Origin of the sequence: Vibrio sp. 10N.261.51.F11, assembly GCF_041471665.1 — a bacterium.
GTDB classification, from domain to species: Bacteria; Pseudomonadota; Gammaproteobacteria; order Enterobacterales; family Vibrionaceae; genus Vibrio; species Vibrio crassostreae_C.
This window is the reverse complement of the sequence record NZ_JBFROW010000004.1, coordinates 1-15,711: the sequence shown is the minus strand read 5'-3', so window position 1 is coordinate 15,711 and position 15,711 is coordinate 1. Positions and strand designations below refer to the sequence as shown.

Here is a 15,711-nt window from a genome sequence, read left to right as displayed (position 1 = left end):
TCTAAAGTCTGACTTTAGAGCTAAGGATATACAATGTTTGAAAAACCAGTTGTAAAATCGTTCCAGTACGGTAACCACACCGTTACTCTAGAAACGGGCGTAATTGCACGTCAAGCTACTGCTGCTGTAATGGCGACTATGGACGATACTTCAGTATTCGTTTCTGTTGTTGCTAAGAAAGAAGCAGTTGCAGGTCAAGACTTCTTCCCACTAACAGTAAACTACCAAGAGCGTACATACGCTGCGGGTAAAATCCCTGGTGGTTTCTTCAAGCGTGAAGGTCGTCCATCTGAAGGCGAAACACTAACAGCTCGTCTGATTGACCGTCCAATTCGTCCACTTTTCCCAAGTGCGTTTAAAAACGAAGTTCAAGTTATCGCTACGGTTGTTTCTATCAACCCTGACGTAAACCCAGACATGATCACTATGATCGCAACATCTGCTGCGCTTGCTATCTCTGGTGCTCCATTCAATGGTCCTATCGGTGCTGCACGTGTTGGTCACATCGACGGCGAACTTGTTCTTAACCCATCAAATACTGAGCTTGAAAACTCTAAACTAGACCTAGTTGTGTCTGGTACAGAAGGCGCAGTACTTATGGTTGAATCTGAAGCAGATAACCTATCTGAAGAAGAAATGCTTTCAGCTGTTGTTTACGGTCACGACCAACAGCAAGTTGTAATCAAAGCAATCAACGAGTTTGCTGCTGAAGTTGCAACTCCATCTTGGAACTGGGAAGCACCAGCAGTTAACACTGAGCTTAAAGCTCAAGTTGCTGAACTTGCTGAAACTCGTCTATCTGACGCGTACCAGATCACTGAGAAAATGGCTCGTTACGAGCAAGTTGGCGTAATCAAGAACGACGTTGTTGAAGCTCTAATTGCACAAGACGAAAACCTAGATGAGCGCGAAATCCGCGGCATGCTTGGTTCTCTAGAGAAAAACGTAGTACGTAGCCGCATCATCGCTGGCAACCCACGTATCGATGGCCGTGAAAAAGACATGGTTCGTGCGCTAGACGTACGTACTGGTGTTCTTCCACGTACACACGGTTCTTCTCTATTCACTCGTGGTGAAACTCAAGCACTTGTTACTGCAACGCTTGGCACACAACGTGATGCTCAAATCATCGACAGCCTGATGGGTGAGAAGAAAGACAACTTCCTTCTACACTACAACTTCCCTCCATACTGTGTAGGTGAAACTGGTTTCGTTGGTTCTCCTAAGCGTCGTGAAATTGGTCACGGTAAGCTTGCTAAACGTGGTATCCAAGCAGTAATGCCTTCTGTTGAAGAATTCCCATACACAGTTCGTGTTGTATCGGAAATCACAGAATCTAACGGTTCTTCTTCAATGGCTTCTGTATGTGGTACATCTCTAGCTCTTATGGATGCTGGTGTTCCAATCAAAGCTTCTGTTGCGGGTATCGCAATGGGTCTTGTTAAAGAAGGCGACGATTTCGTTGTTCTTTCTGACATCCTTGGCGACGAAGATCACCTAGGTGACATGGACTTTAAAGTAGCAGGTACTAACGCTGGTATCACTGCACTTCAAATGGACATCAAGATCGAAGGTATCACTAAAGAGATCATGCAAATTGCACTTAACCAAGCGCAAGGTGCACGTAAGCACATCCTTTCTGTAATGGATGAAGCTATCTCTGGTGCTCGTGAAGATATCTCTGAATTCGCTCCACGTATCCACACAATGAAAATCAGCTCTGATAAGATCAAAGATGTTATCGGTAAAGGCGGCGCAGTTATCCGTGCTCTTTGTGAAGAAACGGGTACTACAATCGAAATCGAAGACGATGGCACAATCAAGATTGCTGCTACTGAAGGCGCAGCTGCTAAAGAAGCTATCCGTCGTATCGAAGAGATCACAGCTGAAGTTGAAGTTGGCCGCATTTACCAAGGTAAAGTTGCTCGTCTAGCTGACTTCGGTGCATTCGTTACTATCCTTCCAGGTAAAGATGGTCTAGTACACATCTCTCAAATCGCTGACAAGCGCGTTGAGAAAGTGTCTGACTACCTAACTGAAGGTCAAGAAGTTCCTGTTAAGGTTCTTGAAATTGACCGTCAAGGCCGTGTACGTCTAAGCATGAAAGAAGCAGTTGAAACGCCAGCTGAAGGCGAAGCACCTGCTGCTGAGTAATTCTCAGTGTGTCGATGGTGATATCGCTTTTTAGTGATTTCTAACCTATCGTCAACAAAGCATGTTATAAAGGGGAGCATATCGCTCCCCTTTTTTATTGCGGTCATAACAGGAGTAATTATTTGTGAAATGGTTTCAAACCGCGAGTATGTGTTTACTGCTTGTACTAACAGGTTGTGCGACAACATCAGATAACACCTCAAGTTGGGTTTATCCACCGATGGCTGTGCCACTGCAACCAAGCGTTCAGCAAGAAGTTCAAATTGCACGTCTTAGTCAGTTATTACAGCGCCCAGATTTGAACGATGAAGTTCGAGCTAAGATGCTGTTTGAACGTGGTAACTACTACGACAGTGTTGGCCTGCGTGATCTCGCGCGTCTCGACTTCAACCAATCTCTTTCATTGAACCCTGCTCAACCTGATATCTTCAATCTTTTGGGTGTTTACTTTACGCAGGTAGGGGAGTTTGATGCGGCTTATGAATCTTTTGATTCTACGTTAGAGCTTGATCCTGCAAACTCTTACGCAGAAAGGAACCGCTCTATCGCGCTTTACTATGGCGAGCGTTACGACTTAGCCAATGAAGAGATGATGAAGCACTATGCCGACGATCCTAGCGATCCGTTTCGCGCTCTGTGGTTGTACATCATTCAGCATGAGCTGACGCCAGAGCAGGCTAAGCTTGATTTGCAAAAACGTTACGAGAGCCGTGATGAGCAGTGGGGTTGGGTATTAGTCGCGATTATGCTTGATGACATTACTGAAGAGCAGGCTTTCAAGGCGATCTTAACCGGTACTCGTGACAACACGTTACTTGCGCAGCGTCTAACAGAGACGTACTTCTACCTTGCTAAGCGTTACCATATGAATGGTGATTACGCGAATGCTATCTCTTTGTACAAGTTAGCGGTTTCTTTTAACGTGTATGAATACGTAGAACATCGTTACTCTTTCTTAGAGTTAAGCCGTATCTTCACCACACTTAAAGCTGAGCACTTAGCGCAAGTTAAGCTGGCTGAGGCCGAAGAAGAAGCCAACGCTAAGTAAGCAACACATTTTGATTCCGAAAAGCCGCTGTCTGTCAGCGGTTTTTTTATGCTCATTTTTTATGATCTTCATCTCGTTTTGATTGCTTTTTATTTAAACAACACTAAAATAGTTAGTCTTGCTAACTAAATGCCATTCTTTGATTAGGTGAGTATGCTGAACCAGAATTTAGAAAAGATTGAGCGCTTCGCCTCTAAGATATGGCGCACTCAGGTAAATGAAGATCCTATTTGCCAATTGAGCTTCAATGAATATGACTATTTGAAGGTCATTCAAGCCTCTCCTGAACCGATCCGATTGACAGATCTGGCGATTGAAATGCAAGTAACCAAGCCTTCAGCAACTACTATGGTTCAAAGGTTAGAGAGAAAAGGTCTCGTTGAGCGTAAAGCTTCGCTCGAAGATGCGAGGTCTAAGTTGGTCGTACTGACCAGCAAAGCGGAAGTCGGCTTGGAAGAAGAAAGTAAGATCTATCAGGTCATGGCACAGATACTGGAAAGCCGTTTGTCTGAGCAAGAATCTCAGCAGTTAAACCTATTATTAAATAAAGCTTTAAAGTAAATAATTTAGATATTTAGTTAGCCTTGTTAACTAATTTTTCGAGTCATATCTTGTTGATATGCGACTCACAAATGAAAGTAGAGTAAGAAATGAGTAACTCAATTAGTCGTCAATTTTGGCGATACACAATCCCTACCGTGGCGGCCATGTTGGTTAATGGCCTGTACCAAGTGGTGGATGGCATCTTCATTGGCCGCTATGTGGGGGCTGATGGACTTGCAGGTATCAATGTTGCGTGGCCTGTGATTGGTTCGATTCTTGGTATTGGTATGTTGGTGGGTGTGGGCACAGGTGCGCTTGTCTCGATTCGCCAAGGTGAAAAAGATACTCAAGGCGCTAAGCAGATCTTAGCAACGGGCTTAACCTTGTTGTTAGCGATAACGCCTATTGTCTCTGCATTGCTGTTCTTGTTTGCTGATAACTTCTTGCTTTGGCAGGGCGCTGAAGGGCGAGTGTATGAACTTGGTCTGCAGTACTTACACATTCTGATTGGTGCTAGTGTCTTCACGCTAGGTTCGATTGCGATGCCGTTTCTACTGCGTAACGATGACAGTCCGAACTTAGCGACGATACTGATGATCGTTGGTGCGGTGATTAATATCGTGCTCGATTACCTGTTTATCGCTCTCTATGGCTGGGAGTTGATGGGTGCAGCATTAGCAACAGCGATTGCCCAGTTTGTAGTAACGGCTCTCGGCTTGGCTTACTTCTTCTCGCGTCGAGCAAACCTACGTTTACGTTGGAATCAGTTGAGATTGAAGCTGGATGTGATTCCACAAATCTTCGCCATTGGTACATCAAGCTTCTTTATGTACGCTTATGGTTCGATGATGGTGGCGCTTCACAATGCGTTGTTCTCTCAATATGGCGACCAGTTGATGATTGGTGCGTACGCGATTTTGGGCTATATCGTGACGGTTTATTATCTCACGGCTGAAGGTATCGCCAACGGCATGCAACCTTTGGTGAGCTACAACCATGGTGCGCGTAACCAAGCGAACATCCGTAAGTTACTTAAGATAGCGATGATGAGTTCAGTATTGATTGGTGTGGCGTTCGTGCTACTTCTGAACGCGTTCCCACGGGAGTTTGTATCAGTATTTAACTCAGACGAACCTCAGTTAGTTGAGTACACGGTGTTGGGTATTCGACTACACATGTTTGCATTGGCGCTGGACGGTTTCTTAGTGGTAGCGGGTGCTTATTACCAAGCGGTAAACAAGGGCAGCAAGGCGATGTTTGTAACGATAGGCAATATGCTAATCCAACTGCCGTTCCTGTATATCATGCCTAAGTTGTACGGTGTGCCGGGGATCTGGATTGCGTACCCACTGTCTAACATCGCGTTAAGTGTGGTGGTGATGGTAATGCTCTACAAAGACTTAAAGAAGCTCGATGCCTCACCGATGGAAACAGCGACGGCATAGGTCTGTTTCTTAAGTCGAATTAAAAAGGTCTAGCGAATGCTAGACCTTTTTTGTATCTGTTGCTGGTTAGTTCAATGCGAGGAACTAGATGTTCTTAACGTCTAAACCTGCAAGCTGATGCCAGTAACCATTACATTGGCGGCTTTCAATCTTCATCGGTTTTTGACCTTGCTCGTTCGCTCTGAAGTTGTTGATTTCAGAGAAGGTATCGATACCGAGTGGGCTTAAACGAACCACATCAACCAGGTCGTGCATGTTTGGCAAATCATTGACTAGGTTGTAGCAGTAGCCTGATTGCGTCTGGATACCATTAAGGTTGAATACTGATTGGCCTTCTTGGCTTTCTACTTGTAGCCCTGTTGGGTACTTGATACAGCAGGTTTCGCAATCGTCTTTAGCTTTGTTTTCCGCGCGAGCGGTAAAGCAGCGTGCTGAGTAAGCAAGCGGCAGGTAGCCGTGGCTAAATACTTCTACTTCGAACTTATTACGGATATTAAGATCTTCGCACTGTGTCATTACGTTGCTTAGCCATTCGCGAGAAAGCTCAACAGGCATACACCAACGCGTCATACCTTGTTTCAAGAACAGGTTCAGAGTGCGTGCGTTGTAGGTATTAACCGCCGGGCCAACCACAAAAGGCACTTTGCTTTCGCTTGCTAATTGAATCGCAGACACGTCGTTGGCTTCGATCGCAAAGTCACCGTTATCAATGTACTTCTTCATGATGTTGACTTCGCTTGGTGCTTCTAGCAATGCCATGGTGGAAAGTACGACTTGCTTGCCTGAAGCCGACAGCTCTTTGGCAATATCCATCCAGTGTTTTGCTTTCATCTCACGACGCTTTGAACACACGGCTTCACCTAGGTAGATGATGTCGGCAGAGCTTGATTTCGCTTGCTCATAGAAGCTTTCAACATCTTGTTTTGGCCAAAAATAAAGTAGAGGGCCTAATGCGTATTTCATTGAGTTCTCCATTTGGCTCTATTGCCATTTACGGTGATAAGCGCCAAGCGTGGTTTGTGTACCTTCAGATACATTCGCCAGTGTCGCATTCCAAGCTTGTTCCACTTGGTATTGTTCTGGGTTCGCTAAGTAGCGATCGATAGCTGCGCGCCAAGTGCGAGTGACTTGTTCAACATAAGCCGGGCTGCGTTGGCGACCTTCAATCTTCACTGAGGCAACGTTTGCCGCGAAAAGCTCAGGCAACATGGATAGCGTGTTGAGGCTGGTGGGCTCTTCAAGTGCGTGATAGCGCTTACGTTCACCATCGATCTCGGCTTCAAAGCGGCCTTTACACAGCGTTGGGTAACCTGCGTTCTCACCTGCTTCATACTTATCGATAAGGATTTCGTTCAAGCGAGACTCGAGGCCAGTTTCTGTTTCTTGCCAGCGAACGTATTTTGCGGGAGAACAAGCACCAACGGTATTTGGTGATTCGCCTGTCATGTATGAAGAGAGGTAGCAACGGCCTTCTGCCATGATGCACAAGCTACCAAAAGCGAATACTTCAAGGTCAACGTCAGAAGTGATGTTACGAGAAAGCTGTTTGACCTGATGAATCGACAACACACGCGGTAGTACGACACGCTTAACGTTGAAGTTTTTATGGTAGAAGTCGATAGCCGCCGCATTGGTCGCAGATGCTTGCACTGATAGGTGCAGTTCGAGATCTGGATACTTATTTGCTGCGTACTCAAGCACCGCGATGTCTGCGATGATCAGCGCATCAACACCCAGAGCAGCGGCGTTGTCTACGGCATTAGTCCAACGGTCGAAGCCATTTGGGTGAGCAAACGTATTTAGGGCAACATGAATTTTCTTGTTGTGGTCATGCACATACTGCACAGCACGATCGAGCTTTTTACCCGCAAAGTTTAGGCCTGCAAAGTGTCGGGCATTGGTATCGTCTTTGAATCCGATATAGACAGCATCCGCACCACAATCAATAGCGGTTTTCAAAGCAGGTAAGTTACCCGCTGGGCATAAGAGTTCCATTTGCTCACTACCAGTAGAATTAAGTTGAAGCGAGCATTTTATGAAGAATTGTGAATGACGGAATTGATGTAAGGCAGGTTTAGATGGATAAATCTGCTTTTACTCCGTTTGAGGTACTGACGAGTGACCGTTTTACATGTTGGCTTGGTTTAAATATGAGGTACTTGATTAGTTCTTATGACGGCGGTTTTGGGCAAACAACTCTTCGACATCTTGTTTTGGTTGCGGACGGTAGAAGTGGAAGCCTTGAATCGAACTACAGTTGAGGTTCGATAGCAGAGTTGCTTGCTCACTGGTTTCGACACCTTCAGCAACCACGGTCAAATCGAGAGATTTACCTAGGTTGATGATGTTTTCAATTACGGTGATTTGCTTTGGTAGGGTATCGATATCAGAGATGAAAGCACGGTCTATCTTAAGCTCATCAATTGGGAAGCGAGCAAGGTAAGACAGTGAAGAGTAACCTGTACCAAAATCATCAATGGAGAGAGCAAAGCCAAGTTTCTTGATGGCGTTAAGCATTTGGAGTGTGTGTTCACTATCACTCATCACCGCACTTTCCGTTAGCTCGAACGTAATCGCACTTGGATCAAGCTCGGTCGAACGCAGTAGCTTTTCCATGTAATCAATCAGTTTCGGGTTACCAAACTGTTCTGGTGAAAGGTTGATAGCCACTCGACCTGGAAGGATACCTTGCATCTTCCAGCGCTTAACCGTAGCAAATACTTCACGCATTACCACTCGGCCAAGTTGTTCAATAAGCCCTGCTCGTTCCGCCACAGGAATGAACGCGGCCGGACTGATATAACCTTCGACAGGATGCTTCCAACGTACCAGAGCTTCAGCGCCGTTGATGGTGAAATCACGGGCATTCACTTTCGGTTGATACCAAACCTCAAGTCCATTTTGTTGCAGTGCTTTTTGGAGCTCTATCTCAAGCCACAGTCGCATACGCGCTTCTTTATTCATCTGTTCGTTGAACTTGATCAGACGATTACGACCACGATCTTTCGCTTCATACATTGCTGTGTCTGCATTTTGCAGCAAGATACGAGCATCAGTACCATCTTGAGGAAAGCTCACACTACCAATAGAGCAGGCTAAGCGCTTGCTAAAGTGGTGAAGATCGAAGGGTTGATTGATCAGGGAAATGATCTTTTCAGCGAGCATTTCAGGTGTTCGCTGATGTTCAGGTTCTGGAAGGATAATACCAAACTCATCCCCGCCTAAATGTCCAATCACGGCCTTACGAGGCAGTAAGCGTTTAAGACGCGAAGCGACCTCTTTAATCACCTTGTCACCGATGTGATGACCAAGTGAGTCATTGATATTTTTAAAGTTATCAATGTCTAAGTAGAGCATCACCACCGGCGTATCGTTGTGAATGAACTGCTCAAGACGCTTAGTAAACCCAACTCGATTGTAGAGTTTGGTCAGTGCATCTATGTAGGCATCTTCACTGTTTGCTGGTGTGTATTGTTTTGCGGTTTCTTGTGCGTCTTGAATAAGCACCAGCTGAGTGTTGCTTCCAAGAACGGTGGTGGAGTCGATGTTGAGCTGGACCTTACGTTCAAAGCCGCATCGTGCACCCGTTAAGCAAACCAAACCAGACTCAGAAATAATAGAGCTGAGGTTATTATTGAAGACTGTTTTGGTTTGTTCATCGATAAATAGGCGTCCCAACTCTTCACCAATTAACTCTGTGGTTGAGTTAAAGCCAAGCAAGCGCGCTGCTGCTGGGTTAGATGACAAGATGTAGTCACTTTCAACGAGCAGTAATCCATCTGGAAGTAGTTGAGATAGTTTGTGGAATTTGGCTTCGGATTCTTCTAAAGAACGGACAAGTACTTGGTTTTCTGATGTGTCGAAGGCGTGAAAGACGATGTAGTCGGTTTTGTTGCCATTGGTAAGCGGAGATAGGCTGAAATGAAGGCTGGTATCGAGGTCTGTTTCGTTGAGGGTGACTTCGGCCTCAATCGTTTCGCCACTGAATGCACGCTCATAGTAAGGCTTGAGATGTTGGTAGAACTGTTCGCCCAATGTTTGGCGATCATTCATGCCTGCAAGCTCTGTTTGACTCAAACCAGCAATATCGCAGTAACGCTCATTCACCATAAAATAGTTATGTTGAGCATCAAGTACTGCAAAAAAGAACGGACTATTTGCAGTTAGCTGGGTAAACCAATGTTGTAGTTGTTGGGGAGGCATCAAAGTACTACCAATTCTCCAAGAGCTTGAATATTCACTATCGATAAATATTTATTACTTTTTGTGTGGCTATCGATATTTACCTGTGAGTGCAGCGATCCGCTGTAATTCTCATTACCTGAGTTACTATAACTGTGATTTTCAGGATATTAAAGGTCGAGTATCAAACAGAAGTTAATTTGATACATAACAGTAACTGAGATCTCAACATCATCTATGATGCATTCCATATTATTGACAAAGTTACGGATAAGTCACGTGATAAACAAGATTCGCACTCAACTAGTTCAAAATGCCGCATCAATTTTGCGATCTCCAGTCCAGTTATTGCCTAAAACAGTACAAAAAAGAGCCTTATTGGAGGCGCTTAAGAATGTATTCAAGGAAGCTTTAGAGGACGGTGACTTTGAGTTTTTAGAAGACAAATGGCTGAAAGTCTCAATAAAAGACATGGGGTTAAGTTGGTGTATTAGCTACAAAAATGAGCAACTGGTTGTAGCTGATAAAGAGGTGGTTGAAGATGTAAGCTTTAGCGGCAATCTTAACGATCTTGTGTTGATTGCGGGGCGTAAAGAAGACCCAGATACGCTTTTCTTCCAACGTAGACTGTCTATTGAAGGCGATACCGAGCTCGGTTTAGAAGTTAAAAACTTGATGGATAGCGTAGATTTGGACTTATTGCCGACTCCTATGAAAACTTTGTTAAATCAATTAGCTGATTTTGTGCAGAAGGGAGTACAATCCCCAGATACACAAAGTGAGGTAATGAATGCTTATTCGAACTGAAGCACCGGCAGATATACTTGTCATTGATCGTTTATTGAAATCTGTTTTTGAAACAGATGCAGAAGCTAACTTGGTTATGAGCTTGCGTGAGAATAGCCATTTAACGCTATCGCTGGTGGCTTGTTCTGATGAAGGCGAGGTGGTTGGTCACCTGATGTTTAGCCCTATCACTCTTGATGGCGACGATCATAACTGGCAAGGGCTTGCGCCTCTCGCTGTGAAAGAAGAGTTCCGCAACCAAGGCATTGCCAAATCTCTAGTTGAAGATGCGTTTTCCACTTTGGTTGATTTTGGTTACCCAGCTTGCGTTGTGTTGGGTGACCCTGCTTATTACAGCCGCTTTGGTTTCAAGGCTGCGAGCGAGTTTGGCCTGAGTTGTGTTTGGGATGTGCCTGAAGGTGCTTTCCAAGCGATTGAATTGGTAAACGGTGCGTTTGCTGGACATGCTGGTGAGATTGCTTACAGCCCCGAGTTCAACGACTTATAAGCTGATTTATCACGCAACAAGATACAAACTGATTTAGTCTAAATAAAGGAGCTTGATGCTCCTTTATTTTTTGTTAGTATCAGCCCTGCTCTAATAAGCGCTCTTTCAATAGAGGCAGCTTTCACAAAACTAGTTCTAACAAACTTCTGGTTTCAATAAACTTTGGCTCCAATAAACTTAAGGTTACTACCGCTAGATATGTCACAAACACACGCGCAATACCTACATGAGATGGGCATTAGCCAATGGGAACTAAGTCACCCAGAGCGTTTAGCAGGTTATGAATCTGAATTGACTCCGCTCTCGAGCGATTGCAAGTTACTGTTGGTTTCGCCTGAAAAACCTCAGGAAGATCTCGCCGTGATGTTTGAGCGAGTACTCAAAAGTATCAAGCTCGACTTATCTCAGGCTTTACACCTTCAACCGCAACACTTGTCTACTGTGGATTTAGGTTCGGTTGAGTGGATATGGTTTGCTGGTTGTGAGTCGGCTCAAGAGCTGAAGGCTAAAACACTTCAATCGCCATTACTGTCTGACATTAACGGTAACAACCAACACCGCCGCGACTTATGGCAACAAATTTGTGCTTATGACTAATCAATTTTTACCGACTTCACAACAACACCTAGACGCCATTTGGAAGATAGAGCAGGCCGCGCATTCTCACCCTTGGTCTGAAAATATGATCCGAGATCTTGATAGCCGAGGCGCTTGTCATCATGTCCTTGAAGTTGATGGACAAGTGGTGGGCTATTTCTTCGCGCAAAACATCGTTGGCGAAGTCACATTGCTTAATATCGCGGTAGACCCAAGCCAGCAAGGCAAAGGGTATGGAAAAGCGTTAACGGAACATTTCCTTGATATGTGTGAGCAAGCTGACGCGGAAAGTGCTTGGCTAGAAGTTCGCGAAAGTAATGTGAACGCGTTTAATCTTTACGAAAAGGCAGGCTTCAACGAAGTTGATCGCCGTCGTAATTACTATCCAACTAAACAAGGCAACGAAGATGCCATCATTATGAGCTATCTTTTTATGTCTTTTAGCTAGTCATGTTACGTCTTTTCGCTAACTAGATAGCTAATCACAAAATTAGCCAAAAAATAGGGTGTAAACTGACCCTTTAGAAAGTGATACGCTTTCTGTATAATCCGCACACAGAATTCAAGGGCAAGTATTATCTACTTGCCCTTTTTACGCTTTAGATCAGCAAAGGGCGACTATGTCTTTCCAACAAGAAGTGAGCAAACGTAGAACGTTTGCGATTATCTCTCACCCGGATGCGGGTAAAACCACGATTACTGAAAAAGTTCTTTTATTCGGAAACGCGATTCAAAAAGCGGGTACCGTAAAAGGCCGTGGCTCTAACCAGCACGCTAAATCTGACTGGATGGAGATGGAAAAAGAACGTGGTATCTCGGTAACTACGTCGGTAATGCAATTCCCATACAATGATTGCCTAGTAAACCTACTAGATACTCCAGGACACGAAGATTTCTCGGAAGATACGTACCGTACGCTAACAGCGGTTGATTCATGTTTGATGGTTATCGATGCTGCGAAAGGTGTCGAGGATCGTACTCGTAAACTAATGGAAGTAACACGTCTGCGTGATACGCCAATCGTAACGTTTATGAACAAACTTGACCGTGACGTTCGTGACCCAATGGAAGTGCTTGATGAAGTAGAGAGCGAGCTAGGTATGGCTTGTGCTCCAATCTCATGGCCAATTGGTTGCGGTAAAGAGTTTAAAGGTGTTTACCACATTCACCGTGATGAAACGATCTTGTATGAATCTGGCCACGGCCACGAGATCCAAGAAGTTCGTATCATCAAAGGTCTAGATAACCCTGAGCTAGATGAAGCAGTAGGTGCTGATCTTGCGGAAAGCGTACGTGAAGAGCTAGAGCTTGTTATCGGTGCTTGTCCTGAGTTTGACCATGAATTATTCCTAGCGGGTGAACTAACGCCGGTTTACTTCGGTACTGCATTGGGTAACTTTGGTGTTGACCACATGCTTGATGGTCTAACGAAATGGGCTCCAGCACCTCAAACGCGTCAAGCGAACGAGCGTGATGTTGAAGCGACAGAAGAGAAGTTCTCTGGTTTCGTATTTAAGATCCAAGCAAACATGGACCCTAAACACCGTGACCGTATCGCATTCATGCGTATCGTTTCGGGTACTTACAACCAAGGTATGAAGATGAACCATGTTCGTACAGGCAAGAGTGTAAGTATCTCTGATGCGGTAACCTTTATGGCGGGTGACCGTGCACGTGCTGAAAAAGCATACGCGGGTGATATTATCGGTCTACATAACCACGGTACTATCCAGATTGGTGATACCTTTACTCAAGGTGAGAGCCTTAAGTTCGCTGGTATTCCTAACTTCGCGCCTGAGCTATTCCGTCGTATCCGTCTACGCGATCCACTGAAGCAGAAGCAACTTCTAAAAGGATTAGTTCAGCTTTCAGAAGAGGGCGCAGTACAAGTATTCCGTCCTATGCAAAACAACGACCTGATCGTTGGTGCGGTTGGTGTGCTTCAGTTCGACGTGGTTGTAGCGCGCTTGAAAGCGGAATACAACGTAGAAGCTATCTACGAAGGTGTTAACGTTGCAACAGCTCGCTGGGTTGAATGTGATGACGCTAAGAAACTAGAAGAATTCAAACGTAAGAACCAATCTAACCTTGCGCTAGATGGCGGTGACAACCTGTCTTACATCGCACCAACTATGGTGAACTTGAACCTAGCTTCTGAACGTTTCCCTGAAGTTCAATTCCGAGCGACGCGCGAGCACTAATAGCGACAGTTCTACATAACATTGTTGGATAATATTAAAGCCGAATTGCTTCTAGCATTCGGCTTTTTTGTTACACTAAGAGTACACCGTTTTGATGGAGTAAAGCGTGTTTGATCTCAATTTAGTAAAGCCATTCCTCTCTGTATATCAACAAAGATCGATAACCAAAGCGGCTGAATCGTTAGAGCTAACTCAACCTGCGGTTAGTGCTGCAATCAAGAGGTTTGAAGCGGTGGTAGGCTATGCGTTGTTCGTAAGAGTAGGGCGTTCAATAGAACCAACGTCAATGTCTCACAAACTGGCTGGTCAATTATCTGATGCTTTAGAGTTGATGGAAGGTGCAGTATCAAGAAAGCGTGATTTTACGGTTTATATGCCTGCGAATCTGCTCCACAAAATGCCCATGCTCAATGGTGTTCAGTTAGTTGAATCCCCAATTTCTGTAGAGAATGTTGTCGAGGATATCCGACTCAATCGAGTAGATTTAGTGGTCGATACTGGTTTACCTAAACAGTCAAGTTTAGCGTCTGAATTTGCAACTACTGATAGATTGCTTCTTATGAGTGATCCTGAAAACAGTCAATTTGGTGAGAAGATTTCGATGGATGAGTTTCTTGAAGCACGGCATGTAACCTTGAAGTTACTTCGCCAAGATACTCAAATAGTCGACTTTCTTTCCGAAAAGAGCTTTACTCGTGATGTTGCTATCGAAGTAAGAAACATCACTAACTTGATATTGGCGGTAAAAGGGACTGACTATATTGCAGCTGTTCCGGTTAGCATGATCCATTTAGCAAAAATCATTGGCTTACAAATTCATGAGCCTCCATTCTCAATGCGTCCCGTGGAGTTTGAGTTTTTCTATCACAAGAAGTATCAAACTAATGGGCAACATCAAGAGTTACGAGATGAGCTTAAACAGTTATTAAATAGCTAGAAATCGAAGGCTAAACCGAATTCCACATAGTTTTTGGTTTCAGGGTATATGGTATAGGTAACGGACGGTTTTACGTACTTCAAGTTAAAGAATACAGCTACTTCGTGATAATGAATGTTGGTCCTAGTTTCATTTCTGATATGTCTAGATCTCGTAGTAGTCTCATCTTTAATATAAAAGTCTTGGGTATCTTTTTTGAATCCGATTTCTTGGTTGAATTTGTAAAGAAAGTCAGCATATTGAATCGGGCTCCACAGAGCGCCTGCACTATAATCGAATGTGTCAGAGGTTTTATATTCCATGCATAAGTTTGGAAGACAAGCATCGAAATCTCTGTCCATATAGTTGTAGTTGATATCGCCAAGCAGTGTCCAATTTTCATGAATCAACTTAGCAACAAAAATGCCTGTTGTGATCTCATGTTCGCTGACTTTTACGGTGTTTTCAGTGTAGTACGTGTCCCCTTGCCAGAATGAATATCCCAACCCTGCTTGCCAATAGTCTTGAGTATCAACCTCTCCAAAAACACGCAATTTATCATTGATTTGATAGTTTATATCAAGTGTGGCGACTGTCTTATCATTGTCTGGGCTTTGAGATAAGCTGACGGAAAAGATATCTGTAAAACGCTCAATAGATTCAATAAGGGTGTCATTTGCAGACGAGTAAAAAGGGAAAGTCAAAGCAAGTATTAATAGAAGGCGTTTCATATTCAAATTCCGAATCGCTTTCCTTAGCTAGTGAGTAAAAACACCCGATAATAGCGTTCACTATTATCGGGTGAGAGGATTTAACTTGGTTTTAGATTAACCGCGCAAACGCTGTTGAATTGCTGATTTAGCTTTTTGTAGCTTGGTTGGGTCGATAGATTGCACTCTGTCTTTTACGTTGTTTTTAACCGCTGGAGGAAGTGTTACATCACCTCGGTCATTTACAACAATACCGTTCCCAAAAGTGACTGTTCCATTTACTTCATCTATGTAGCCTTCACCCACAATATTTCCATGACGATCTTTGATGTGAACCACACCACGATCATCAGCCTCTGCTGTGTAGTCAGTCGTTTGGGATCTGCCATTTACCGTGATTTCAACATAGCCATCGTTAATATCAACTGACACAGTGTGATGACCGTGACCTGGAGGTGTTGGTTCTAAAGGGAGTTCATCTGTTGGTGGTGTGATAGGACGGTCACCAGAAACTAGATAAAAAGATTTGCCATCAAAGCCATACATTTTACCGTCGTAATATACGATGTTATCGGTAATCGAGATTTCATGTTGTGGAACGCGCACGGTCTCCCCGTCTAC

The 15,711-nt window shown here is 44.3% G+C and carries 15 protein-coding genes; 10 read left to right on the top strand and 5 right to left on the bottom strand.

The features are described 5' to 3' along the window. The first annotated feature begins 33 nt into the window (after positions 1–33). The 4 genes from pnp (at position 34) to AB4351_RS01630 (ending at position 5,190) form a co-directional block, all read left to right on the top strand. Positions 34–2,154 (top strand): polyribonucleotide nucleotidyltransferase, encoded by a 2,121-nt coding sequence (gene pnp, locus AB4351_RS01645; protein WP_017059234.1) that lies wholly within the window; start codon positions 34–36, stop codon positions 2,152–2,154. 124 nt (positions 2,155–2,278) lie between these two features. Further along, positions 2,279–3,202 carry a lipoprotein NlpI gene (gene nlpI, locus AB4351_RS01640; protein WP_017059235.1) on the top strand — a complete coding sequence of 308 codons (924 nt, stop codon included), beginning with the start codon at positions 2,279–2,281 and terminating at the stop codon, positions 3,200–3,202. Between the two features lie 153 nt (positions 3,203–3,355). Continuing rightward, a complete protein-coding gene (locus tag AB4351_RS01635; protein ID WP_017056675.1) occupies positions 3,356–3,763 on the top strand; it encodes a MarR family winged helix-turn-helix transcriptional regulator in 408 nt (135 codons plus the stop codon). A gap of 89 nt (positions 3,764–3,852) precedes the next feature. Then, the gene (locus AB4351_RS01630) at positions 3,853–5,190 is read left to right on the top strand and encodes an MATE family efflux transporter (RefSeq protein WP_136981643.1); all 1,338 of its coding nucleotides are present in this window, start codon (positions 3,853–3,855) and stop codon (positions 5,188–5,190) included. Positions 5,191–5,274: 84 nt separating this feature from the next. Here AB4351_RS01630 and AB4351_RS01625 read toward each other — a convergent pair whose 3' ends face one another. The 3 genes from AB4351_RS01625 to AB4351_RS01610 all read right to left on the bottom strand — a co-directional run bounded on the left by AB4351_RS01625 (position 5,275) and on the right by AB4351_RS01610 (position 9,393). Continuing rightward, positions 5,275–6,153: a U32 family peptidase gene (locus tag AB4351_RS01625; RefSeq protein ID WP_016767826.1), complete on the bottom strand. Its 879-nt coding sequence runs from the start codon at positions 6,151–6,153 to the stop codon at positions 5,275–5,277. A gap of 18 nt (positions 6,154–6,171) precedes the next feature. Beyond that, positions 6,172–7,185 (bottom strand): peptidase U32 family protein, encoded by a 1,014-nt coding sequence (locus AB4351_RS01620; protein WP_017068227.1) that lies wholly within the window; start codon positions 7,183–7,185, stop codon positions 6,172–6,174. Between the two features lie 168 nt (positions 7,186–7,353). Further along, on the bottom strand, positions 7,354–9,393 hold the full coding sequence (locus tag AB4351_RS01610; RefSeq protein WP_017068226.1) for a bifunctional diguanylate cyclase/phosphodiesterase: 2,040 nt from the start codon (positions 9,391–9,393) through the stop codon (positions 7,354–7,356). Between the two features lie 258 nt (positions 9,394–9,651). Here AB4351_RS01610 and AB4351_RS01605 point away from each other — a divergent pair, with 258 nt between their 5' ends. From AB4351_RS01605 to AB4351_RS01580, 6 genes are all read left to right on the top strand, one after another. Next, positions 9,652–10,179 (top strand): SCP2 domain-containing protein, encoded by a 528-nt coding sequence (locus AB4351_RS01605; protein WP_029235120.1) that lies wholly within the window; start codon positions 9,652–9,654, stop codon positions 10,177–10,179. Next, entirely contained in the window at positions 10,163–10,666 is a 504-nt protein-coding gene (locus tag AB4351_RS01600) for a GNAT family N-acetyltransferase (protein WP_017063279.1), read from the top strand. Before AB4351_RS01605 ends, AB4351_RS01600 begins: the two co-directional genes overlap by 17 nt. A 198-nt stretch (positions 10,667–10,864) precedes the next feature. Next, the gene (locus tag AB4351_RS01595; protein WP_017063280.1) at positions 10,865–11,263 is read left to right on the top strand and encodes a DNA polymerase III subunit psi; all 399 of its coding nucleotides are present in this window, start codon (positions 10,865–10,867) and stop codon (positions 11,261–11,263) included. Further along, the gene (rimI, locus tag AB4351_RS01590; protein WP_017063281.1) at positions 11,256–11,711 is read left to right on the top strand and encodes a ribosomal protein S18-alanine N-acetyltransferase; all 456 of its coding nucleotides are present in this window, start codon (positions 11,256–11,258) and stop codon (positions 11,709–11,711) included. Before AB4351_RS01595 ends, rimI begins: the two co-directional genes overlap by 8 nt. A 172-nt stretch (positions 11,712–11,883) precedes the next feature. Beyond that, on the top strand, positions 11,884–13,464 hold the full coding sequence (gene prfC, locus AB4351_RS01585; protein WP_017059244.1) for a peptide chain release factor 3: 1,581 nt from the start codon (positions 11,884–11,886) through the stop codon (positions 13,462–13,464). A 106-nt stretch (positions 13,465–13,570) separates the two neighbouring features. Next, positions 13,571–14,401: a LysR family transcriptional regulator gene (locus AB4351_RS01580; protein ID WP_136989294.1), complete on the top strand. Its 831-nt coding sequence runs from the start codon at positions 13,571–13,573 to the stop codon at positions 14,399–14,401. Here AB4351_RS01580 and AB4351_RS01575 read toward each other — a convergent pair. Next, on the bottom strand, positions 14,398–15,111 hold the full coding sequence (locus AB4351_RS01575; RefSeq protein ID WP_372111984.1) for a hypothetical protein: 714 nt from the start codon (positions 15,109–15,111) through the stop codon (positions 14,398–14,400). The two genes, AB4351_RS01580 and AB4351_RS01575, sit on opposite strands and share 4 nt — an antisense overlap. A gap of 96 nt (positions 15,112–15,207) precedes the next feature. Continuing rightward, positions 15,208–15,711: hypothetical protein (locus AB4351_RS01570; RefSeq protein WP_372111985.1), on the bottom strand; the 504-nt coding region annotated here is incomplete at its 5' end.

What these genes read in the sequence shown, in the direction of transcription:
- pnp (WP_017059234.1), top strand. Translation starts at nt 34, where the DNA reads ATGTTTGAAAAACCAGTTGTAAAATCGTTCCAGTACGGTAACCACACC.
- AB4351_RS01635 (WP_017056675.1), top strand. Translation starts at nt 3,356, where the DNA reads ATGCTGAACCAGAATTTAGAAAAGATTGAGCGCTTCGCCTCTAAGATA.
- AB4351_RS01630 (WP_136981643.1), top strand. Translation starts at nt 3,853, where the DNA reads ATGAGTAACTCAATTAGTCGTCAATTTTGGCGATACACAATCCCTACC.
- AB4351_RS01625 (WP_016767826.1), bottom strand. Translation starts at nt 6,153, where the DNA reads ATGAAATACGCATTAGGCCCTCTACTTTATTTTTGGCCAAAACAAGAT.
- AB4351_RS01620 (WP_017068227.1), bottom strand. Translation starts at nt 7,185, where the DNA reads ATGGAACTCTTATGCCCAGCGGGTAACTTACCTGCTTTGAAAACCGCT.
- AB4351_RS01610 (WP_017068226.1), bottom strand. Translation starts at nt 9,393, where the DNA reads ATGCCTCCCCAACAACTACAACATTGGTTTACCCAGCTAACTGCAAAT.
- AB4351_RS01600 (WP_017063279.1), top strand. Translation starts at nt 10,163, where the DNA reads ATGCTTATTCGAACTGAAGCACCGGCAGATATACTTGTCATTGATCGT.
- AB4351_RS01595 (WP_017063280.1), top strand. Translation starts at nt 10,865, where the DNA reads ATGTCACAAACACACGCGCAATACCTACATGAGATGGGCATTAGCCAA.
- rimI (WP_017063281.1), top strand. Translation starts at nt 11,256, where the DNA reads ATGACTAATCAATTTTTACCGACTTCACAACAACACCTAGACGCCATT.
- prfC (WP_017059244.1), top strand. Translation starts at nt 11,884, where the DNA reads ATGTCTTTCCAACAAGAAGTGAGCAAACGTAGAACGTTTGCGATTATC.
- AB4351_RS01575 (WP_372111984.1), bottom strand. Translation starts at nt 15,111, where the DNA reads ATGAAACGCCTTCTATTAATACTTGCTTTGACTTTCCCTTTTTACTCG.